The following is a 22,927-nucleotide window of genomic DNA, read 5'->3' as shown; positions in this document are numbered from 1 at the left end:
TATCATCTTATTCTGTGCGACAGAGCTGAATCATATGTCGCTCACCGTCGCAGCCGGGCACCGACAACCGGTGCACCTGCTCGACCTTAATGCCTTTTGGCAGAGCGCTCAACTCATCCTCAGGTAGCTTGCCCTTCATGGCATAAAAACGACCCTTGGGTGCCAACATGTGCTCACTGCCATTGACCATATCCTCGATGGAGGCAAAGGCGCGGGAAACCACACCGGCAAAAGGCTGATCTGGTACAAAGGCTTCTACCCGCTCATTGACTACCGTGATATTGGGCAGGGGCAGGGTGCTGGCCACTTGGAACAGGAAGCGGGTCTTCTTGCCATTGCTGTCGAGCAGGGTGATGGCGCGCTCCGGATGCACAATTGCCAGGGGAATTCCCGGCAGGCCGCCTCCGCTACCCACATCGATTAAAGAGCCTTCGCCACAGAGATTTACCACACTGAGGCTGTCGATAATATGGCGCTCCAGCATCTGCTCCGGGTCGCGTATGGCGGACAGGTTGTAGGCACTGTTCCAGCGGGCAAAAAGCGCCAGGTATTCCAGTAGCTGATCCTGCTGCCGGTCACTGAGTGTCACCGACATCTGTGCCGCCGCCTCTAACAGGCGCGGACGAAACTGTTCCATTGAGTGAGAAATGGGTCTATCCCCCAGTAGTCCCGCGAAATTCAAACCCCGCAGGGCCTCGCGGGATACCCTGTGGACAACCGATTTACACCGCTTTTTTGCGCTTGAGCAGCCCGCGCTTTTTCAACTGGATCAGCAGCAGGGATATGGATGCGGGCGTCACGCCCGGTATCCGCGAGGCCCGCGCCAGAGTATCCGGGCGGGTCTCTCCCAGCTTTTGCTTAACCTCATTGGACAGACCGGAAATATCGCTGTAGTCGAAGTCCGCCGGGATCGGGGTATCTTCGTAGGCCTGCAAGCGCTCAATTTCCTCGCGCTGGCGATCGATATAGCCGGCGTACTTGGCCGAAATTTCCACCTGTTCGGCAACCTGCTCGTCGGTTACCGCTTCCCCTTTGAGGCCCGCCACATCCTGATAGCCCAGTTCCGGACGGCGCAGCAGGTCCATCAGGCTGTACTCCCGCGCCAATGGCTGTGGCAGTTTGGTTTCTACGGAGGCGGCCTGGGGCGTCTTTGGGTGCACCCAGGTATCTTGCAGTCGCTGGGTTTCCCGGGCGATCGCCTCGCGCTTTTCACTGAACGCGGCCCAACGGGTATCGTTGACCAGGCCCAATTCGCGGCCTTTTTCAGTCAGACGCAGGTCAGCATTGTCCTCACGGAGCAGCAAGCGATATTCCGCGCGGCTGGTAAACATGCGGTAGGGCTCTTTGGTACCACTGGTGATCAAATCATCCACAAGCACGCCCAGGTAGGCTTCATCCCGACGCGGGGACCAGGCTTCGCGCTCCTGGGCCTGTAGGGCGGCGTTGGCGCCAGCCAGAAGTCCTTGGGCAGCCGCTTCCTCGTAGCCGGTGGTGCCATTGATCTGTCCGGCAAAGTAGAGCCCCTGGATAAATTTGGTTTGCAGGGACGGCAAAAGGTCGCGCGGGTCGAAGAAATCGTACTCAATTGCATAGCCAGGGCGAGTGATATGCGCCTTTTCAAAGCCTTTGATGGAGTGCACCAGCTCAATCTGTACGTCGAAGGGCAGGCTGGTGGAAATACCATTGGGGTACAGCTCGTTGGTGGTCAACCCTTCCGGCTCGATAAACACCTGGTGGCTATCTTTGTCCGCAAAGCGGTGCACCTTGTCTTCGATGGAGGGACAGTAGCGCGGGCCAATCCCTTCAATCACGCCGGAATACATGGGCGAGCGATCGAGCCCACCCTGGATAATTTCATGGGTGCGGGCATTGGTGTGGGTAATCCAGCAGCAGACTTGGCGCGGGTGCTGATCGCAGCTGCCCAAATAAGACATCACCGGTGTGGGGCTATCTCCCCACTGTTCCTCCAGCTCGCTGAAATCTACCGAGCGGGCATCAATACGGGGAGGGGTGCCAGTTTTGAGGCGGTTGACGCGGAAAGGCAGTTCGCGCAGACGATCTGCAAGGGCAATCGAGGGCGGGTCTCCAGCGCGGCCGCCGGCGTGGTTATCCAAGCCGATATGTATACGCCCACCGAGGAAAGTCCCGGCGGTCAGTACCACTGTCTTGGCGCGAAAGCGCACACCTGCATTGGTGACAACGCCCACAACGCGTTCACCTTCGACAATCAGGTCATCCGCCGCTTGCTGGAAGATCTCCAGGTTTTCCTGTGCCTCCAGGATCGAACGGATAGCAGCGCGATATAGGGCTCTATCGGCCTGGGCCCGAGTTGCCCTTACCGCAGGACCTTTGCGGGCATTGAGGACCCGGAACTGGATTCCGCCCAGGTCTGTTGCCGCTGCCATAGCACCGCCGAGGGCATCGACTTCCTTAACGAGATGACTCTTGCCGATGCCACCTATGGCCGGGTTGCAGGACATTTGCCCAAGAGTCTCGATATTGTGAGTCAGCAGTAGGGTAGAAGCTCCCATTCGCGCGGCTGCCAGGGAGGCTTCAGTACCTGCGTGGCCTCCGCCGATCACGATTACATCATAGTTTTTGGGGAAATCCATAGTGGCTGCTACTGGTTACAACTGGGGGCGCACATTTTATAGTCAGTGTACGCCCCTCAGCAATTAGCTGTTTGTCATAGCTGGTCTTTTATCTTTCTCACTCTCAGATACTTTGTATGAGCTCCCTATCCAGCAAGGCGGAAATTGAGTCTTGCTTAGGCCCTTTTGAATGAAAGATTACTTATCTCTTAATGCTCTTATTAAAGAATGAATATATCTCTTATATAAAGTGTTTTGATTTTATTGTTTTTATTAGCGCGTTTGGAATGCGGTATAAAACAAAAAAAATCATTAAAATCAATGGGTTACATCAAGTAAAACTACAGTTTAAACCCCTTGGTAGTAGGGGGTGCAAGTAGGGTATGGCGTTGTGGAAACTTGGGATAACTTTGCGTATCGAGTCTTAGGCTCAAAGTTATCATCATATGATTAGCCATCTTTACGGGTATTTATCCCCTTTTTTGCTCACACTAGTATTTTTTCGACTAGGGTCAGTGGGATTTTGCCAAGGTTCTACGAGGGATACCTGTGTGTAATCTTGAATAATGTATAAACCTGTGAATATTAGGACTCAAGGATGTGAGTTAACCGTGAGATGCGGATTAATAGTTTTATCCACGGGAAATCCCCGTGGACATGTATAACTTACCGAGAGAGGAAGCTGATGGAATACTCAGAGGTTGCTTTCCTCGCGGCATTGCATAGCAGATTGTGTAATGAGTTCAGGGGAAAAGTCCGGGAAAAGTGGGGATAGAATTAATTCACCTCAATAATTCTGAGGTTTTCCTGTGTACAGGGGGTGTGGATGTTGTGCCAGGGAAGATAAGCTGGGGAAATACGGGGGATAAAGGGGAGTTCTTGGTCGCTCCCCGTGTAGAGTAAACCGGCGAGAAGCAGGCAGCTTACTATTTGCCGATACAGAAGCTGCCAAATATCTTGCCCAGAAGTTCGTCAGCGCTGACTGTCCCGGTGATTTCACCCAATGCCTGTTGGGCTTGGCGTAGGTCCTCTGCTAGCAGTTCTCCAGCCCCACTAGAGTGCAATTGTTGCTGTCCCTGCTCAATAAAGGCCTTAGCGCGATCCAGGGCGTCCAGGTGCCGGCGCCTGGCACTGAAATTACCTTCTGCTGCACCGCTAAATCCGATGCTCTGCTTTAGGTGCTCCCTTAGGCTATCGAGGCCCGCGCCTGTCTTAGCGCTGATAGCGATGACAGGTACGCCTTCGGTATGTGCTTGCAGGCCAGCACTGTATTCGGTGAGGTCAATCTTATTTAAAATCAATGTCAGCTTGCTAAGGTCGTTTAGCTGATTGGTGAATTCGGGCCAGGCCTCAGTAGGATTCAGGGAGTGCAGCTGTTCTGCATCCATTACCAATAGGACTCGGTCGGCCTGGTGTATTTCCACCCAGGCACGCTCAATTCCGATCTGTTCGACTTTATCTGGTGCATCGCGCAGGCCAGCGGTATCGGCAAATTGCAGGGGCATTCCATCAATGTGGATATGTTCGCGCAAGATATCCCTGGTGGTACCGGCAATATCCGTAACGATAGCTGCATCGTGCCCTGCGAGGGCGTTTAACAGGCTGGATTTTCCCGCATTTGGGCGACCAGCGATGGCCACCCGCATACCCTCTCGCATGATTGCGCCCTGACGGGCCTGAACTTCTACCGATGTGACCTGGGCTAGTAGAGCTTCAATATCTGCGGCGACCTTGCCATCGGCGAGGAAGTCGATTTCCTCTTCCGGAAAGTCGATGGCCGCTTCAACATAGATACGAAGGTGGGTGAGGCTCTCTACCAGGTCCTCAATCTTCTCGGAAAAAGCCCCCTGTAGTGAGCGCATGGCGTTGCGCGCTGCCTGGGAGCTGCCTGCATCGATTAGATCGGCGATGGCCTCGGCTTGGGTAAGGTCTATTTTGTCGTTGAGAAAAGCCCGTTCAGAGAATTCGCCAGGGCGTGCCTGGCGTGCCCCCTGTTCAATGGCTGCCTGTAGCAATTGGTCGAGAATAACCGGGCCTCCATGCCCCTGGAGTTCGACCACATCTTCTCCAGTGAAAGAGTTGGGGCCGGGAAAGAACAGAGCCAGGCCCTGATCAATCAGTTGTTCGCCATGATAAAAATTCCGGTAGTGGACATAGCGGGGCTCCAGGGGCTTTGCTCCGCAGATTTTTTGGGCAACTTGCAGGGCATTGGCGCCGGAGAGACGGATAATACCAATGCCACCGCGCCCAGGGGCGGTGGCGACGGCGGCGATAGTTTCGCGATTGAGGCTTTGTTGTGTCATCGGCAGAGTTTACTCGACAGAACGGAAAAGGGCCGCTTTTGCGGCCCTTGTTAATAGTGCTTGCTGTGGGTAGATCAGTACTTTCCGGCATCTACCTGCTTGTTGATATACCAGGTCTGGCCGATAGTGATCAGGTTGTTGGCAATCCAGTAGAGTACCAGGCCAGCCGGGAACCACAGGAAAAACACGGTCATCATTACTGGCATCAGCTGCATGATACGTGCCTGGGTGGGGTCAGTAGGGGCTGGGTTTAGCTTCTGCATAAACCACATGGAGGCACCCATCAGAACCGGCAGAATAAAGTAAGGATCCTTTGCCGATAGATCGTGAATCCAGAAAATCCAGGGTGCATGGCGCAGCTCCACAGTTTCAGTGAGCATCCAGTAGAGCGCGATAAATACCGGCATCTGTAACAGGATTGGCAAACAGCCGCCCATTGGATTGATCTTCTCCCGGCGGTAGAGCTTCATGGTCTCTTCCGCGAGTTTCTGCCGGTTGTCCTTGTATTGCTCCTGCAGTTTTTTCATCTGCGGCGCAAACTTGCGCATACGAGCCATGGACTTGGTGCCTGCGGCGGATAAAGGCAGCAGCAGAGTCTTGATAAATACGGTGAGCAGGATAATCGCCCAGCCCCAGTTGCTGACAATATGCTCCTGGATAAAGTGCAGTACGCGGAACAGCGGTTTGGCAATCCACCACAGCCAGCCGTAATCCACGGTCAGGTCCAGATAGGGTGAGATCTCCTCCAGGCGGTAGACATCCTTGGGGCCGGCATAGAAGGAAGCGCTCAGCTCGCCCTGAGTCGCGGCGGGGATTTGTACCGGCTGGGCGGTGAAGCCCATACGGAAGAGTCCGTTGGACAATTCGCGCAGCTCAAAAGTGTTGCGTTCATCCTGTGGGGGAATCCAGGCGCTAAGGAAATAGTGCTGCACCATGGCTACCCAACCGCCTTCCACTGTGGTGCGGGTGGGTTTCTCGGCGATTTCTTCAAAATCCTGCTTGAAGTAATTTTCTTCGTTGGTGTGAAGAGCGGCACCGAGGAAGGGTGACATACCAAAACCGGTATCGGTCACCGGCTCACTGGCATCGCGCTTGATCTGGCCAAACATGGCGGCAGACCAAGGCTTGGCGCTGGTGTTATCTACCAGGTAGGCCACCTGAACGAGGTAGTCACCACGTTTGAAGGTGTAGCGTTTGGTGATATTTGCACCTTCTTGCTGCAGGGTCAGGTCCACAATCAACTGATCCTGCCCTTCGACCATGGCGTAGTTGGTCTTTTCAACCTTAAATAGGGGGCGGCCAGCGGCGCTATCGGTGCCGTTGTTACCGATCAGACCACTCTGGGCGATATAGGTGTGATAGCGGGTCTGGTTTAACAGGATTAAGGGCTGGTCAGGCGTATCCAGTTTTTCTTGGAACTGTCGCAGGGCCACTTTTACGATATCACCGCCACGAGGATCAATGAGCAGATCAAAGACGTCGGTGGTGACATTGATGAGCGTGCGTTGGCCGCCCTCGGTGCCTGTCTCTGCTGGCGCTTGAGACTCCAGTTGGGGTACATCGCCATTGCCGTTTTCGCTGGTCTGCGCCGGGATTTGGTTGCCGCTCTGTATATCGTTGTGAACTATGGTTTCGCGGTCGAGTTCAGGAGTGTGCTGCTCTTGAAATGCATTCCACTGGAAGATAAGTGCGAGGAGAACCGCGAGAATTCCACCGAGCAGCGTATAGCGTTGCCAATCCATCTTAATACCTAGAGCGTGTTCTTGTGTTTGGTGGGGGGAACCGGGTCCAGTCCACCAGGGTGCCAGGGGTGGCATTTTATAAGGCGGCGCGCAGTTAAATAACCCCCCTTTAAGGCTCCGTGAGTTTCAATCGCCTCTTCGGAGTATCGCGAGCAGGTTGGGTAAAAGCGGCACTGGTTACCTACCCATGGGCTGGCCAGATAGCGGTAGACGTGTATCAGCTTGATCAGTAGCCACTTCATGACTTCGATTGTGGCTGTTGCGCGCGCTTGGCCAGCTTGCGCCAGAGCTTGTTTAGTGTCTTCGCCAGTGCGGCCTTATCCAGATCTGCAACCCCCGGGCGAGCCAATACTACAGCATCCAGCGGCGGCAACTGGTGTTGCTGCAAGCGGAAGGTTTCTCGGGTAATTCGCTTGATTCGATTGCGGTCGGAGGCGTTGCGCACATGCTTCTTGGCAATTACCAAGCCGAGGCGCGGATGCTCAGAATCACTGGGGCATGCGAGGATCAGGAGGTGGGGATGCGCGGCGCGCACAACGTTTTCATTGAAAACCTTGCGATACTGCGCCGCATTAAGCAGGCGCAGAGTCTTGGCAAATCCAAAGCTGCTGCGCACCTGCTGCATAGGGAGAATCTCTAAAAAGAAGAGATATTATGCAGACAGTACTTTGCGGCCTTTAGCGCGACGGCGGGCCAGGATTTTACGGCCGTTTTTGGTTGCCATACGAGCGCGGAAACCGTGAGTGCGTTTGCGCTTCAAGTTGCTGGGTTGAAATGTGCGTTTCATAGTCTTGCTACCTGAGACTTTGTGTTCGAAGTTTCTCGGGACCATCCCCGGCCGCGGCCTGGACTCCGGTCCGGCACAAAGCCGGGGCAGACGGAGCTACGCGCTGCGAAGGCCGCGGATTGTATAGAAAGGCAGCAGTGAAAGCAACGCACTGGCAGGGGAAATTCGATTCCTTCGCTGACAAATTTTGCGTTCTATTTCCCGTCAATTTATCAAGCCCTTGAGGCGCTTGAAGTATCTCGCGATGCCCACTGATTGATCCCAAGATATGCACAGGTATCTGTGGATAATTTTTTATGTCTTAGCCAAACAGCTGATTAATTGTTGTTCAATTACTTGATTGTGTGGACTTTTTTACGCTTATTTTTCAACAGAGGTATCCTTTCTTGTGGATAACCTACTGCTAGAAAGGTATACTGCGCCGATCTTATTTTGACGGCCTCGGACGTTTCTTTGTCCGGTCTTGCCGTTTTCTCAGTGGTCTTACCATATTGGGGTTTTGGGGGGTTTCTTGACTGAATCCGTTTGGAAGCAGTGCGCTGGTTGTTTGCAGGACGAGCTACCGTCGCAGCAGTTCAATACCTGGATCAGACCGTTACGCGTCAATCCCGCATGTGCGGAGGGCGAGTTGCGCCTGATCGCGCCGAACCGCTTCGTGTTGGACTGGGTTGGCGGAAAATTCCTGAATCGTATCCGTGAACTCGTGCATCAGTTTTCTCCCGGTCAGCCACTGCAGGTGGCCCTGGAAATTACTGCGCGCCGCCCTGCGCGTTTTCAGCGTAATCGAACTATGGCCGAGCCCGCACCGTCACCAGTACCGACGTCTACGCCTATACCTCCTAAGGTACCGTCGGCTATACCAGCATCACCAGATACTTCAGCGGCTCGCGGCGGTTTGGCATCTAATGGCAATTGGCATAGTCCACCACCGTCTTCAACAGCATCTTCCCCACTATCTGCAGCGACCTCTTCATTACCCGTGCAACCCATGCCGGTTGGAGCCTTTGGAAGTGGTTTGCGAGGTACCCCTCATCCGGCCGTGGCAGAGGAGGCTACTGCGGAGCAGATGACGACAGGGGAACTGGCACTCACTGATCTGCGCCCTCCGGCTATGGGTGAGATGGCACGCTCAATTCCAGAACCGCCGGCGCGCCAGGTGGAGGTAGAGGGGGCTATTAAACATGGCAGTTCGCTCAACCGTAACTTCACCTTTAAATCTTTTGTTGAGGGTAAATCTAATCAACTTGGCCTTGCGGCTGCGCAGCAGATTTCCGATAACCCCGGTGGAGCTTATAACCCACTCTTTATATATGGTGGCGTCGGCCTTGGTAAAACACACTTGATGCATGCGGTCGGTAATGCCCTGTTAGAGCGTAATCCCAATGCCAAAGTGGTTTACCTGCATTCCGAGCGTTTTGTAGCGGATATGGTAAAGGCGCTGCAGCTTAATGCGATTAGTGATTTCAAACGCTATTACCGTTCTGTTGATGCCCTGCTGATTGACGATATTCAGTTTTTTGCGGGTAAGGAGCGCTCCCAGGAGGAGTTTTTCCACACTTTCAATGCACTTCTTGAGGGCGGGCAGCAAATTATTCTGACTTGCGACCGCTACCCCAAAGAGATCGATGGCCTCGAAGAACGTCTTAAGTCACGTTTTGGCTGGGGATTGACTGTAGCCGTGGAGCCTCCGGAACTGGAGACTCGCGTGGCAATATTAATGAAGAAAGCCGAGCAATTTGGTGTGGAATTGCCGCACGATTCTGCTTTCTTTATTGCTCAGCGTATCCGGTCCAACGTCCGGGAGCTGGAAGGCGCTCTGCGCAGGGTGATTGCAAATGCCCAGTTTACCGGTCGTGCAATTGATGATGTTCTGGTGCGTGAGGCTTTAAAGGACTTATTGGCCCTGCAAGACCGATTAGTAAGCGTGGACAATATTCAGCGAGTGGTTGCCGAATACTACAAGATTAAGGTAGCGGACCTGCTCTCTAAAAGACGCAGTCGTTCCGTCGCGCGGCCGCGCCAGGTTGCCATGTCATTGGCCAAGGAGCTCACCAATCATAGTTTGCCGGAGATCGGCGATGCCTTCGGCGGGCGGGATCATACAACTGTCCTGCACGCTTGCCGTAAAATCCGCGAACTGCAGGAGTCCGACGCGGATATCCGTGAGGACGTAAAGTTACTGACACGGTCGTTGACCACTTAATCGAATAACTGACAAACAAGGCGAAACTACCGATGAAATTCAATGTAAGCCGGGACGCCCTGCTGAAACCGCTACAACTGGTAGCCGGCGTTGTCGAGAAGCGCCAGACTTTGCCGGTCCTGGCCAATGTATTGATGCAATTACAGGGGCAAGAGCTGTCCCTGACTGGGACTGATCTCGAGGTTGAGATTGTTGGCCGCCTGCCGGTGGACGGTGTGGAGATGGAAGGTGAGGTGACAGTCCCAGCACGTAAATTGTTGGATATCTGCCGATCTTTGCCCGATGGTGCTGAATTAAAATTTGAGCGCGATGGTGAGCGCCTGGTGCTGCGCAGTGGGCGCAGCCGTTTCCAGTTATCAACCCTGCCTGCTGCCGACTTCCCCAATCAGGAGGAAGCAAGCGCCCAAACACGTTTCGACATCTCCCAGCGTGAGATCCGCCGCCTTATTGAAGCGACCAGCTTTGCCATGGCTCAGCAAGATGTCCGCTATTACCTGAATGGCTTATTGCTCGAGTGCCGCCCACAGCAACTTCGTGCCGTCGCCACTGACGGTCACCGGCTGGCCCTCTGTGATCGGGATGCGCCGGGATTAAATGTTTCAACTCCGATACAAGCTATTGTTCCCCGTAAGGGTGTACTGGAACTTGGTCGTCTGCTAGAGGACACTGATACCCAGGCACAGGTGGTACTGGGTAATAACCATATCCGTGTTGTTAGTGGCCAGTTTACGTTTACCTCCAAATTGGTGGATGGCAAGTTTCCGGATTACGAGCGCGTTCTGCCACGAGGTGCAGGCAATGTTGTTTATGCCGATCGCCAGGGGCTGCGCCAGGCATTCTCCCGTGCGGCCATTCTCTCTAACGAGAAATATCGCGGTGTACGCTTACAGGTTTCCGAGGGGTTACTGCAAATTATTGCCAACAACCCTGAACAGGAGGAGGCTGAGGAGCAGATGTTGGTGGATTATGTGGGAGAGCCTATGGAGATTGGCTTTAATGTTTCTTATCTCCTGGATGTTACCGGTGCAATCCACAGTGACCAAATCCGCATCAGTCTGGCGGATGCCAACAGCAGTGCGCTGTTGCAGCAGCCTGAGGAGGGCGATGCCCTCTATGTGATTATGCCGATGCGCCTATAAGACTCAGGCTGAGAAGCTTGGCTCACTTTCGAGAGGGGACCGCTTTGTATCATGGACAGGTGGTCCCTTTGTTTTTTCAGTATCTTGCGGACGGCATTCCCCCGGCTAGCGAGGAGAAGGGTCTATGGCACTGACCCGTCTTCTGATCTCCAATTTTCGTAATATCTCTCAAGCTGACCTGTTTTTGGACGCAGGAGTAAACCTGTTCTGTGGTGTAAATGGGAGTGGCAAAACTTCAGTCCTTGAAGCTGTACATATGTTGGCTACAGGTCGCTCCTTTAGATCTCGTCAGCATAAATCTGTTATTCAACATGATCAGCCCGGACTTACGGTTTTTACCCAGCTGGATACGGGGCTCAACCTCGGTGTTGAACGTCTGGCCAACGGTAGTGGTCGTGTGCGTATCAACCAGACGGCAGCTGAGTCCAGTTCACAGCTCGCCAGTTGTCTGCCCTTGCAGTTGATCAATAGTGATAGCTTCTCCGCCCTGGATGGCGGGCCCGGTGTACGTAGGCGACTTCTGGATTGGACAGTGTTCCACGTGGAACATCTTTTCGCGCAGGAATGGAAAAACTACCAAATCGCATTGAAGCAGCGAAATGCCTTGTTGCGACGTGGTAAAATCGACGCTGACGCGATTGGGATTTGGGAGCATCAGTTGGCTCAGAGTGGCGAGAGGGTAGACAGCCTGCGTCAGGGCCAATTCCATGAGCTGCGAGCGGCTGTGGCCGCTCTTCTGGTGGGGTTGCCTCTTAGCCTGTTACACAAAGTGGATATAAGCTATCGGCGTGGTTGGCGAAAGGAGGTCGAGCTGGCTGAGGCGCTTAGGGAGTCTCGGGAGGGTGATCTCAGTCAAGGGCATACCCGCACTGGGCCTCACAGGGCAGATCTCCGTTTTACCGTTGCGGGAGAGCCAGCGCACAATGTTTTATCCCGTGGCCAGCAGAAGATGCTGGTATGTGCTGTCCGAACGGCTATGGCGCAATTGGTGTGTCGTCACCGGGAGAAACCGGTATTCCTGGTTGACGATCTGCCAGCGGAGCTGGATGAATACAATCAACAGATTTTTGCGCACTGGGTAGGGCGTTGTGCCAGCCAGGTGCTTGTAACCGGAATTGAGGAGGGCACTACAAGCCGCCCCTGGCGGCAGCTAGATGCCCCTTGGAATTGCCCAAAAGTGTTCCACGTGGAACATGGGAAGATCAGTGCCGAAGCTTCGGCCGCACAATAAGTTGAATGGAGCGAATAAATGTCAGAGCAGCAAAGCTATGACTCAAGCAGTATCAAGGTATTAAAAGGCCTGGATGCGGTGCGCAAGCGCCCCGGAATGTATATTGGTGATACCGACGATGGCACCGGTCTGCACCACATGGTATTCGAGGTGGTTGACAACTCCATCGATGAAGCGCTGGCCGGCCACTGTGATGAGATCCGTGTAACCATCCACCCGGATGAGTCCATTTCTGTATCGGACAATGGCCGTGGTATCCCAACAGAGATTCACCCGGAAGAGGGGGTCTCTGCAGCAGAAGTGATTATGACCGTCCTTCATGCGGGTGGTAAATTTGATGACAACACCTACAAGGTCTCCGGCGGTCTGCACGGGGTAGGGGTATCGGTAGTAAACGCTCTGTCCAAGGAGCTGAAGCTGATTATCCGTCGCGGTGGCAAGATCCACGAGCAGACCTACCACCACGGTGTGCCCCAGGCACCTCTGGAAGTTGTGGGTGACAGCGATACCACCGGCACCACAGTGCACTTCAAACCCTCAGAGGATACCTTCAGCAATATCGAATTCCATTTCGACGTGCTGGCCAAGCGCTTGCGCGAGCTGTCCTTCCTGAACTCCGGTGTGCGTATTGTCCTGAAGGACGAGCGCAGTGGTAAGGAAGAGGTCTATGAATACGAAGGGGGTTTGAGTGCCTTTGTGGAGTTCCTCAATCAGAACAAAACCCCGATTAACAAGGTTCTGCACTTCCAGAGCCAGCGTGAAGACGGCATTGCAGTAGAGGTGGCATTACAGTGGAACGATAGCTTCCAGGAAAGCATCTTCTGCTACACCAACAATATTCCCCAGCGCGACGGCGGTACCCACCTGGCGGGCTTCCGTGCAGCCCTGACCCGTGGCCTGAACAGCTATATCGAGCGGGAAGGCCTGGGCAAGAAAGACAAAGTGAACACCACTGGCGATGACGCCAGGGAAGGTCTCACCGCGATTATCTCTGTGAAGGTTCCGGACCCGAAATTCTCCTCCCAGACCAAGGACAAGCTGGTTTCATCCGAAGTGAAACCCGCTGTAGAGCAGGAGATGGGCCACCACTTCACAGACTACCTGATGGAGAACCCACAGGAAGCCAAATCTGTCGTCACCAAGATGATCGACGCGGCCAAAGCCCGAGAGGCGGCCCGCAAGGCCCGTGAAATGACCCGCCGCAAGGGTGCCCTGGATATTGCCGGCCTGCCCGGAAAACTGGCGGATTGCCAGCAAAAAGATCCGGCACTATCTGAAATTTACCTGGTGGAGGGTGACTCCGCTGGTGGTTCTGCCAAGCAGGGCCGCGATCGCCGCACCCAGGCGATCCTGCCGTTAAAAGGTAAGATCCTCAATGTGGAAAAAGCGCGCTTCGACAAAATGCTTTCCAGCGCCGAAGTGGGTACCCTGATTACCGCACTGGGCTGTGGCATCGGCAAGAGCGAATTCAACCCGGACAAGCTGCGTTACCACAGCATCATCATCATGACCGATGCTGACGTGGATGGAGCCCATATCCGTACCCTGTTGCTCACCTTCTTCTTCCGTCAGATGCCGGAGCTGATCGAGCGGGGCCACATCTACATCGCCCAGCCGCCGCTGTATAAGATCTCCAAGGGCAAACAGGAACAGTACCTGAAGGATGAGGGCGCCCTGACCCAGTTCCTCACCAACGCCGCCCTGGAAGGGGCCACGCTGTTTGTAAACCCGGATGCCCCTGGGCTTTCTGGCGCCTCCCTGGAGAGCCTGGTAGGCGAGTACCGCAGCGTACTGGCGACAATCGACCGTCTGTCGCGTCTGTACCCTGAGGAAGTGCTGCGCAGCATGATCTACCTGCCTGGCCTCACCCAGGAAGACCTGCAGTCCCAGGAAAAAGTTACGGCTTGGAGTGAGAAACTACAAGAGAAGCTGGGTGAAGAGGAGAGTGGTGGAACTCGTCGCCATGAAGTGACGGTGCAGGAGAACACCGAGCGCGGCCTGTTCCTGCCACATATCCATATCGTGGCCCACGGTGTCGGCAGTGACTACCTGATTAACCACGAGTTCTTCGATTCCGCTGAGTACGCGTCTATCTGTGCTCTGGGTGAGAAGATGGTGGGCCTGCTGGAAGAGGGGGCTTTTATTCAGCGCGGCGAGAAGCAGCACCCTGTCAGTAGCTTCCCTGAAGTGATGGACTGGCTGATGGGCGAGAGCCGCAGAGGCTACGGTATTCAGCGCTATAAAGGACTGGGGGAAATGAACCCTGAGCAGCTTTGGGAAACCACCATGGACCCAGAGAGCCGCCGTATGCTGCAGGTTACCGTTGAAGATGCTATCGCAGCAGACCAGATCTTTACCACCCTGATGGGCGATCAGGTAGAGCCACGCCGTGACTTTATCGAGACCAATGCCTTGGCGGTAGAAAACCTCGACGTGTAATAGGAGTCGATAAGCCCACAGTAATTCCTTACGTGAACAACATAAGGAATTACTGTGGAGTATTGTTTTCACCTGAAAAACGACTCCCTATCAAAAGCCATGTAAAAGCTTAACAGCTGCCCTCTCAGACAAATTTAGATAACAATAAATAGTTAAAAAATCGAATAGTTTAATAGCGTCAGTCGGTAAAAGAGACTTACTATGTCCGGAAATATACCAATTGCCTCAACTAAAGCTTTCCTACCAGTTTATCTTCCAGCTTCCTAAATAACTCCACGATAAACTCCCTAAAAACCTTAAAACGCATAACATTGCGGTGCTCTGGATTGGAGACTAGCCACAGTTCATGCAGGCTGGATGGAGCTGCCCCAGGGACCCGAATGACTCCTTCAGCACCATCTGCAAGAAAGCAGGGCAGCCTGGCCAGCCCCAGTCCACTCTTAACTGCCTCTAGCTGTATCAAGCCGTGATTAATCTGGTGCTGATAAGGCATCTGTGGATAGGGTGTGTCTTTGGCCCAATTCAATATGGCGTCATCGCCACTCCAGCCGAGCCAGTGACCATCGTCAGGTACAGATTCCTCGATATACCTTGGAGAACCGTAACAGCAACTGGGTAGGTCGGCGAGCTTGCGAGCAACAAGTCGATCCGAAACATTTACGCCGCCTTTGGGGAGAATACGAAGTGCTATGTCGGCTTGGTGACTTTCCAAATCGAGAACGTGGCTAGTAACCAGTAGCTGTACGTTGATCTCAGGATACGCACGTGAGAAGTCATTTAGGTAGGGGATAATTAAGTGCGATGCGACTACATCCGGCATCGTGATGCGAACTTCCCCGGAGAGCTGGTTACTCCCTCCCTGTAAATGCTTCTGCGCGGCATTTAGATACTGCTCTGCCGATTGGGCATAGTCGAGCATCGCTTTGCCATCCTCCGTCAGCTGATAGCCTTTGGAGCTGCGATAAAACAGCTTGGCCTGTAGCTTTTCCTCCAGGGCATCAATACGGCGAGAGACTGTGGAATGGCTGACTTTAAAGTCGTCAGCAACGCTGCGAGCACTCTTACTCCTGGCTACCGCGATAAAGAACTGGATATCTCCCCAATCTATGGACTCTTTATGCAACACACTGTCCTATTTTGCTGTATTCCGTTGCATATAGTGTCCAGTTAATCTGTCTCGCGTCAATAGCACTCCCGTAGAGAAACCCAGGAGATCAGAGATGAAAGAAGCCCAAGTAAACCGAGAAATCGCAATCGACCGTCCAATTGATGAGGTCTGGAAGGTCCTTGCCGTTGACTTTGACACAGCCTCTGAGTGGATGACGTTAATCCCTCACTCCTTCGCTAAGGAGGGAAAACCTGTTGAAAATGCGAGTGTAGAAGGCCGGGTTTGTGTGCTGACAAATAAGGGACCGTCGGGTCTTGTCGCAGATGAAACTATTACAAGGTTTGATAAGACAAACTATGAACTGGATGTCTCGGTTGAAACCAAAAATACGCCACCGGGATTCCCCGTTAAAAAGAGTTTATCGCAATTTAAATTAAGCCCCTCTGTTGGTGGAGGCACAACAGTGAATTTCACTGCAAATATGGAGTTAAATGCTTTAGGAGGCGTGTTGAGTCCTGTGGTGAAGAAGATGACCGGCTCTCAATTTGAGCAAATGCTGAAGGACCTAAAAATTTACATGGAAAAAGGAGGTCATCTCGCCAAAGGGGCAGTCGCCTAGCCTATCGCATGATAAGTAATTTAAGGACTCTTCTGGATTTACGCAGAAGTAAATAGAAGAGTCTCCTTTTTGAAAAAAAATACAGCGAGTCGAGACTCGCCTTTTGTAATAGATTTTTTTATACGGTAAATACGCAAAAAGTATTTACTTTATTAACGGCTGGGATAGAAGGCCTTGTTAAAGAGATAGGCGAAGCACGCTAGTCCTCACCGAGTATTCCACTCTATTTTTCCAACAGCAACCCGCACTCCCGGTGCTCCTCACCTTTAGTTGGATCAAAGTAGATATCGTTATCGGGAAGGTCATTCTCGTAAACGTACTCTTCAACATCAATTTCTTTTAGGTGGAACATCGGCGCTACACGAATGGTGCCGTGATTGCCTTGAGTAAACACATCCAGATTTTTGCGATGGGCATTTTGATCGTGGCGGATACCATTCAACCAGACATCGGGTTGTAACTCCTGCATTGCGCGGTTAAAGGGTTCAAGCTTTACCGTGCGTGAGAAGAAGTCATGCTCGGGGGTATCCAACTGCGGGATACCACCATAGACCGCATTGTAGTGAGCTGCCGATATCTTGGGTGAATAGGTACGCAGATTCAGGTTCAGCGTCCTCACGACATTTTCGATATGCCGGTAGGTTTCTGGTGTGTTGTATCCGTGATCCACCCAAATAACTGGGATATCTGGCTTGGCTTTGGTGACCAGGTGCAGAAAAGCGACCGCAAGTGGGCGGAAGTTTGTAAAAACTACCGGGTTTTGTGCCTTTTCCATGGTGAACCGCATGATCTCGCTGGGCTTGGCCCCAACAAAAGACTTGTTCAGCGATGCCAAATCGGCACCGTGGTGAAAGAAGCGGTCGGAAAAAGACTGCACGGTGTTGGTGGAAGCGTGGTGTCCCATAAGAAATCAGCGCATAGGATAGTTAGGGTAGAACGCATGCTACCCGCTTAATTTGTCGCGTAGAAACAATAAAAAGAAGTGAATCAATAAGCTTCAGTTATAAGTAAAAGCTTTTGACTTGGGCTCATGGCTATAAAGAGCTAATCCAGGGGGCGATCGAAGCGCATCTGGATCAGGTGCTGGCCGTATTCAGCAATATAACGCCGCTCGGTTTCCACAAACCCTTGTTTTTGTAGGAAATAACGTGTGCGGAGGTTTTCCCTCAATACCCCAGTTTGCAGTTGGAGCCTACCTTTACCCGCTGCGGAGAGCAGGCTGGCGCCAATGCCGCAGCCCGAAAATATTGGACTGACACAGAGATAGGCTATGCGGTCCCGGTCAAGAAGAGTAATGAATGCTTCGGCTACGGCATTGTGGCGTCCTGTAAATACAAGGCAGAGACTGGCCTGGCGGCAGTCACGACGAAACTGCGCGACGTGATCGAGCCAGAATTGGCGGGACAAAGAGGGGTGAGAGTTGGCTGTCGCATGGAGCCAGAGTTGCTCCAGCCTGTCCAGTTCTTTGAGTTCTGCCTTTCGAATCATGGGCACCCCCGAGGCGGATACATGGGCCCAATGCTAGTCGGGTCAAAGGTTAGATCCTAGAAAACATCCCCTTATTAGGATAGAAACTATAAAGACAGCCATTTTTTCCTCATGAAGGCATCAAAAGGCAAGAAATAGTTCTGTTATGCCATTGGGTTCATAATGGTAAAATACAATCATTCTTATTAATAACAATAATTACAAAGCTATAACGACTCAATGGAGGGTTCATGAAGAAATTTTTCCTGTCGCCATTGGCTATCGCCTTGGCGGCTGTTACAGCTGCACCAACCTTGGCTGAACAGCGCCTGGAGACGGTTACCGTTATTGGCGATTCCGAGTCCATTTCGACGCTACCGGGTTCCGCGCACCTGGTTGATGCTGATGAGCTGGCCGAATTCGAGTATGTAGATATCAACCGCATGATGCGCTCTGTACCGGGTGTCTACATCCTCGAAGAGGATGGCTATGGTCTGCGTCCTAATATTGGTATTCGTGGCGCACAGGGTGGCCGCTCTGCCAAGATCTCACTGATGGAAGATGGCGTATTGGTAGCTCCGGCACCTTACTCGGCACCGGAGGCTTACTATTTCCCGAGTGCAGGCCGTATGGATGCCATTGAAGTGCTCAAAGGCCCCGCCGCATTGCAATACGGTCCATTTACTGTTGGTGGTGCGGTAAATATGTTGAGCACACCAATCCCAACTTCCAGCCAGGGCATGGTGCAGCTAGAAGCCGGTGAATACGGTGAGACCCGTCTGCACGCACACTATGGTACCAGCACTGAAAATACTGGCTGGCTGCTGGAGACCCAGCAACAGTATGCGGACGGCTTCCGCGAAATCGATCACGCGGACAGCGCGGATATTGCTAAAGAAGATTACCTGCTGAAAGGCCGCCTGCAGTCCGATGCGGATGCGACCTTTCGCCAGCAGTTGGATATCAAGCTGCAGTACTCCGAAGAGGAGTCAGGCATGAGTTATCTAGGACTGACGGATGCCGACTTTAACGATGATCCTAATCGTCGCTATGGTATCAGTGCCCTGGATGAAATGCAGAATCGCCACAGCACCGTTCAGCTGAACCACAGCATCGAGTTGAGTGACAGCTTTACCCTGCATACCCAGGCTTATTACAACAAGTTTAAGCGCGACTGGTTTAAGGTCAGCGAGGGTGAATTGATAGATGCTGTTAATACCGGCGGCGCTGTTGACGGAGTTATAGATCCCCAAGCGGTGTTGGATGGCACTGAGGATTACACCTTTGGTATCAAGCATAACAACCGCGAGTACGAGGCCAAGGGTCTGCAAATCAGTGCCGATTGGCGCTTTAACACTGGTGCTATTGCCCATGAGCTGACATTCGGCCTGCGTCAACATCAGGATGAAGTCGACAGATATCAACCTGTAGAAATTTACAACCAAATTGATGGCCAACTGGTATTTGATAGTGTTGAGCTGCCTAGCGCCAGCAATAACCGTGTCGAAGAAGCTGAGGCTACCTCGTTCTTTATCTACGACGATATCAAGCTGAACGAAAAGCTGACTCTCACTGCTGTTCTTCGCTACGAGGATATAGAGACCGAGCAGCAGCGTTATAACGACGCCGATCGTACTGAGAAGGGCAGCTACCGTTCCAATCAGGTGGATGAGTGGCTGCCCGGTCTGGGGGTTGTTTACCAGGCCAATGAGCAGTGGAGCCTGCTGGCAGGAGTGCACCGTGGCTTTGCTCCTCCCGGTGCAGGCGCAGCCGATGGCCAGGGCCCGGAGTTATCCACAAACTATGAATGGGGTGCGCGCTTTGATAACGGTAGCGTAAGTGCCGAGTTAATTGCCTTCTACAGCGATTATGAAAATGCTGTGCAGAACTGTTCGGTAGCTGTGGAATGCCCCAATGGTGCCGACAGTGGTACCTACCAGCTGGGTGAGGCAGAGATCAAAGGGTTGGAAGCTACCTTCGGCAGTGAGTGGGTACTTGCAAACGGTTGGACGCTGCCAGTAAGAGCTACCTATACCTTCACCGATGCTGAAATTACTGAAGACAGTGACGATGGAGGTCTAGTTGCCGGGGATAATCTTGAATACCTGCCGGAAAATGTATTTGCTGTATCTGCTGGCCTGGATAGTGGCGCTGCCTGGCGTCTAAACCTAACCGCAGCCTATCAGGACGAGATGTGTGTTAATACTAGCTGTAATCAGGGGAATACTGACCGCTTCGATTACACAGAGTCTCTGTGGGTTGTGGATGCGGCTGCGCACTACGACTTTAGCGCCGACCTGACCGGTTACCTGAAAGTGGATAACCTGTTTGATGAGCAGGTGATTATCAGTCGCAGCCCCGATGGTGCTCGTGCTAACCGGCCGCGTACTGCCGCTTTGGGTATGAAGTACACCTTCTGATCCGAGCTTCGGCAAAATCACTGGATAAGGGAAACCCCGGCTAGAACCGGGGTTTTTTATTGGGAGGTGTGAGTAATAGCCTACTAGCGGTCCCCACCCAAGTGCGCAAAATGGGCTTTGAGATAGCTCGTTTCGGGGATTGCCGGGTGTACCGGATGGTCTGCGCCTTGGCCACCACTGGCGAGGATGCGTGCACGTCTCCCCAGCCGATGTGCGGCGCCACGGACACAGTCCAGTAACTCGTCTGATTGCAGGTGCATGGAACAGGAAGCACTTACTAACAGTCCATCTTCGCCAAGCAGCCGCATGGCCAACTCGTTGATATGGCGATAGGCTGAGAGCCCGGCCTTGTGATCCTTGCGTCTCTTTATGAAGGCTGGAGGGTCCAGCACGATGACATCAAACTTTTCCCCTGCAGCAACCATAGCTTTGAGCACGTCCAAGGCCTTGCCATGGACAGTGTTGAGCTTATCCACAAGTCCATTGTGATCTGCGTTGACCTGACACCAGTCCAGGGCCTGTTGTGAGGCATCCACACAAGTTGTGCTGGCAGCACCGCTGGCCAGGGCCTGAATCCCCCAACCGCCGGCGTAGGAAAAGAGATCCAATACCCGCTTTCCCTTAACCCAGCGGTTGAGCAACCTGCGATTCTCGCGGTGATCGTAGAACCAACCCGTTTTCTGTCCCGCATGTATCGGTGCAAGTAGGTGGACGCCATTCTCCTCAAAAGGAACCATCTCGGGAACCTCTCCGAAAACAACTTCTTTGACCGGTGGCATTCCTTCTACGGCGCGCCCCTGGTGATCGTTGCGTAGCAATATGCCTCTTGGTTGGACTAACTCAATTAACTTATCCACAACCTGCTGCTGGAAGTGTTCCATTCCCCAGTTGCTCACCTGAACAGCCAAGTAATCACCAAACCTATCCACAACCAGACCTGGCAGACCATCTGAATCCCCATACACCAACCGGTAACTCGGATGCTCAAAGTAGCGTTGGCGTAGGCTCAAAGAAGATAGTAAGCGCTCACTGATATCGGAATCATCGAAACTGGATTTTCTAGTAACGAGACGTCCACAAATGAGCTGACTTGGGTTTATAAAAGCCGTACCGAGAAGCTTCCCTTGACTGTCGAGAACCTGGCACAGACTGCCGGGTTCGATTCCCTTAAGTGGAGATCGCTTGGTGTCCACTTCATTGCTGTAGATCCACAGGTGGCCACGTTTCAAGCGGCGCTCAGCACCGCGATTCAATATTAATTCCAGCAAAGAGAATCTCCCTGGGGTTGAACAAAATTGGTGGCAATTTTGCTTGGCTAGCCCTTTAGGTCAAGTGATAGTCCGTATGGAGAAGTACCCTGCTAATTGTTAGTAAGGAAAAATTATCCACAAACGCTACGCGAGGACTTAAGAAATCATGGTGATGTGGATAATTTTCGGGAACATGGCAAGAAGAAACAGGGGGAGCTAAAAGGGCTTAAAAAATGAGTCTGTGACCACTTACATTGGGCGCTCCCCTGGCGTATGGTAATACGGGCGCCAGGCAGGCTAAGAGCCGTTTGGATATCTAATGCAGATAAATGATTGGTAAATTATCAATTAGACGGCAGAATTCCCCACCAATATGTCATTTTTGCCTAATTGGTATTGTGGAACACTCCTGCAATGAAATTCCCAAAGGACCATTCTCTAAAAGTCTCCATGGTTATCTATCCCGGAGCTTCGAGTCTCGATGTTACCGGCCCCCTGGAAGTCTTCTCTCTGGCCAATCATCAACTCCGTGCAGAGGGGCGCTATACCTCTGACTTCTACGATACCCAAATTTTGGCTGACAGTGCTGGGCCTATAGTCACGGCTTCTGGAGTAAAGCTCTATGCAGATTATGGCTTCAGGGAAGTCGAGGATATCCACACCCTGTTGCTCAGCGGTGGGCCACCGAAAAGTTATGATATTTTGGGCAGCAATGTCGAGTTTATTCAGTGGCTGATCGATCAGGAGACACAGGTGGAACGACTCGGCTCCATTTGTACCGGAGCCTTGATACTGGCCAAAGCAGGCTTGTTGAATGGTCATCGAGCTACTACCCACTGGGCAAATGTGGCAGCACTACAAGAGTATGCCGACATAGAAGTGGACCCCGATGCCATTTATATACGAGATGGTAATCTCTACACCTCTGCGGGGGTTACAGCAGGTATCGATCTTGCGTTGGCACTGGTCGAGGAGGACCACGGCCGTAGCCTGGCATTGTCGATTGCGAGAATGATGGTGCTCTACTTGAAACGCGATGGCGGGCAACAGCAGTACAGCACCCACCTGATGAATCAGCTGCAAAGTGATCGATTTGCCGGGTTGGTGGAATGGATTTACCAGAATTTAAAGGAGCCACTTACCGTAGAGAGGCTTGCACAGGAGTCCGCCATGAGTCCACGTAATTTTGCTCGATGTTTTTCTCGGGAATTGGGCGTAACTCCGGCACGCTTTATTGAGAGTATCCGGGTGGAGAAGGCCTGTCAGTTGCTCTCAGAGCAAAACTTGTCTCAGGAAAGGGTGGCTTGTCTGTGTGGCTTCCAATCCCAAGAGCAGTTGAGACGAACTTTCCGCAGGCACAAGGGAATTCTTCCAAGTGAATTCCGCCGCCGCTTTCATTAAGAGCCAAATTTTACGGATTAAATATTTTAGCGGTTGTGACAAAGTAAATTTTTGTTATGAACCATATAATTTTTTTATAATAATTAAAAAAACCTGTATTTTAATGCGCAATGATTAACTTATCCTGGATAAACATAAAAAATTTAAAAAAAATATAGAAAGTAAAAATAGATATATCCTAACCTAATAAAAAAAATATTTTAGTAAATCATACTGTTTTTACTTTA

Annotated in this window: 18 protein-coding genes; 7 read left to right on the top strand and 11 right to left on the bottom strand. The window is 52.4% G+C overall.

The genetic code is table 11. The features are described 5' to 3' along the window. Nucleotides 1–7: 7 nt before the first annotated feature. The 7 genes from rsmG to rpmH all read right to left on the bottom strand — a co-directional run bounded on the left by rsmG (nt 8) and on the right by rpmH (nt 7,423). Nucleotides 8–637 (bottom strand): 16S rRNA (guanine(527)-N(7))-methyltransferase RsmG, encoded by a 630-nt coding sequence (gene rsmG, locus ABWV76_RS09590; RefSeq protein WP_020413890.1) that lies wholly within the window; start codon nt 635–637, stop codon nt 8–10. 85 nt (nt 638–722) lie between these two features. Then, a complete protein-coding gene (gene mnmG / locus ABWV76_RS09585; protein ID WP_353375849.1) occupies nt 723–2,612 on the bottom strand; it encodes a tRNA uridine-5-carboxymethylaminomethyl(34) synthesis enzyme MnmG in 1,890 nt (629 codons plus the stop codon). A gap of 905 nt (nt 2,613–3,517) precedes the next feature. Then, nucleotides 3,518–4,894 carry a tRNA uridine-5-carboxymethylaminomethyl(34) synthesis GTPase MnmE gene (mnmE, locus tag ABWV76_RS09580; protein ID WP_282952044.1) on the bottom strand — a complete coding sequence of 459 codons (1,377 nt, stop codon included), beginning with the start codon at nt 4,892–4,894 and terminating at the stop codon, nt 3,518–3,520. A gap of 74 nt (nt 4,895–4,968) precedes the next feature. Continuing rightward, on the bottom strand, nt 4,969–6,636 hold the full coding sequence (gene yidC, locus ABWV76_RS09575) for a membrane protein insertase YidC (protein WP_353375848.1): 1,668 nt from the start codon (nt 6,634–6,636) through the stop codon (nt 4,969–4,971). Between the two features lie 8 nt (nt 6,637–6,644). Further along, a complete protein-coding gene (gene yidD, locus ABWV76_RS09570; protein ID WP_083922742.1) occupies nt 6,645–6,878 on the bottom strand; it encodes a membrane protein insertion efficiency factor YidD in 234 nt (77 codons plus the stop codon). After that, entirely contained in the window at nt 6,875–7,261 is a 387-nt protein-coding gene (rnpA, locus tag ABWV76_RS09565) for a ribonuclease P protein component (RefSeq protein ID WP_020413886.1), read from the bottom strand. The genes yidD and rnpA overlap by 4 nt, the downstream gene beginning before the upstream one ends. Nucleotides 7,262–7,288: 27 nt before the next feature. Beyond that, nucleotides 7,289–7,423 (bottom strand): 50S ribosomal protein L34, encoded by a 135-nt coding sequence (gene rpmH / locus ABWV76_RS09560; protein ID WP_020413885.1) that lies wholly within the window; start codon nt 7,421–7,423, stop codon nt 7,289–7,291. A 511-nt stretch (nt 7,424–7,934) separates the two neighbouring features. Between rpmH and dnaA the strand changes: the two genes are divergently transcribed. From dnaA to gyrB, 4 genes are all read left to right on the top strand, one after another. Beyond that, nucleotides 7,935–9,626, top strand: a complete 1,692-nt coding sequence (dnaA, locus tag ABWV76_RS09555) for a chromosomal replication initiator protein DnaA (protein WP_040628923.1) — start codon at nt 7,935–7,937, stop codon at nt 9,624–9,626. A gap of 32 nt (nt 9,627–9,658) precedes the next feature. After that, nucleotides 9,659–10,765, top strand: coding sequence for a DNA polymerase III subunit beta (gene dnaN / locus ABWV76_RS09550; RefSeq protein ID WP_020413882.1), 1,107 nt, complete (start codon nt 9,659–9,661; stop codon nt 10,763–10,765). Nucleotides 10,766–10,889: 124 nt separating this feature from the next. Then, nucleotides 10,890–11,996, top strand: a complete 1,107-nt coding sequence (gene recF, locus ABWV76_RS09545; RefSeq protein ID WP_353375847.1) for a DNA replication/repair protein RecF — start codon at nt 10,890–10,892, stop codon at nt 11,994–11,996. A gap of 18 nt (nt 11,997–12,014) precedes the next feature. Continuing rightward, the gene (gene gyrB / locus ABWV76_RS09540; protein WP_353375846.1) at nt 12,015–14,435 is read left to right on the top strand and encodes a DNA topoisomerase (ATP-hydrolyzing) subunit B; all 2,421 of its coding nucleotides are present in this window, start codon (nt 12,015–12,017) and stop codon (nt 14,433–14,435) included. A 229-nt stretch (nt 14,436–14,664) separates the two neighbouring features. Here gyrB and ABWV76_RS09535 read toward each other — a convergent pair whose 3' ends face one another. After that, a complete protein-coding gene (locus ABWV76_RS09535; protein ID WP_282952040.1) occupies nt 14,665–15,558 on the bottom strand; it encodes a LysR family transcriptional regulator in 894 nt (297 codons plus the stop codon). A gap of 97 nt (nt 15,559–15,655) precedes the next feature. On the opposite strand from ABWV76_RS09535, the gene ABWV76_RS09530 reads away from it, so the two are divergent. Then, a complete protein-coding gene (locus tag ABWV76_RS09530; protein WP_353375845.1) occupies nt 15,656–16,162 on the top strand; it encodes an SRPBCC family protein in 507 nt (168 codons plus the stop codon). A 223-nt stretch (nt 16,163–16,385) separates the two neighbouring features. Here ABWV76_RS09530 and ABWV76_RS09525 read toward each other — a convergent pair whose 3' ends face one another. Beyond that, nucleotides 16,386–17,066 carry a phosphoadenosine phosphosulfate reductase domain-containing protein gene (locus ABWV76_RS09525; RefSeq protein ID WP_020413874.1) on the bottom strand — a complete coding sequence of 227 codons (681 nt, stop codon included), beginning with the start codon at nt 17,064–17,066 and terminating at the stop codon, nt 16,386–16,388. Nucleotides 17,067–17,206: 140 nt separating this feature from the next. Next, complete coding sequence (locus ABWV76_RS09520) at nt 17,207–17,650, bottom strand: GNAT family N-acetyltransferase (RefSeq protein WP_353375844.1); 444 nt, start codon at nt 17,648–17,650, stop codon at nt 17,207–17,209. Nucleotides 17,651–17,880: 230 nt separating this feature from the next. Between ABWV76_RS09520 and ABWV76_RS09515 the strand changes: the two genes are divergently transcribed. Further along, on the top strand, nt 17,881–20,049 hold the full coding sequence (locus ABWV76_RS09515; RefSeq protein WP_353375843.1) for a TonB-dependent receptor family protein: 2,169 nt from the start codon (nt 17,881–17,883) through the stop codon (nt 20,047–20,049). A gap of 83 nt (nt 20,050–20,132) precedes the next feature. On the opposite strand, the gene ABWV76_RS09510 is transcribed toward ABWV76_RS09515, so the two are convergent. Further along, on the bottom strand, nt 20,133–21,317 hold the full coding sequence (locus ABWV76_RS09510) for a class I SAM-dependent rRNA methyltransferase (RefSeq protein ID WP_282952035.1): 1,185 nt from the start codon (nt 21,315–21,317) through the stop codon (nt 20,133–20,135). Nucleotides 21,318–21,713: 396 nt separating this feature from the next. On the opposite strand from ABWV76_RS09510, the gene ABWV76_RS09505 reads away from it, so the two are divergent. Next, on the top strand, nt 21,714–22,700 hold the full coding sequence (locus ABWV76_RS09505; protein ID WP_020413870.1) for a GlxA family transcriptional regulator: 987 nt from the start codon (nt 21,714–21,716) through the stop codon (nt 22,698–22,700). Nucleotides 22,701–22,927 lie beyond the last annotated feature (227 nt).

The sequence above is a fragment of the Microbulbifer sp. NBRC 101763 genome (genome assembly GCF_040371615.1).
Taxonomy (GTDB): domain Bacteria; phylum Pseudomonadota; class Gammaproteobacteria; order Pseudomonadales; family Cellvibrionaceae; genus Microbulbifer; species Microbulbifer variabilis.
Note: the sequence above shows the minus strand (reverse complement) of the source record. Positions and strands in the feature narration are given on the sequence as shown.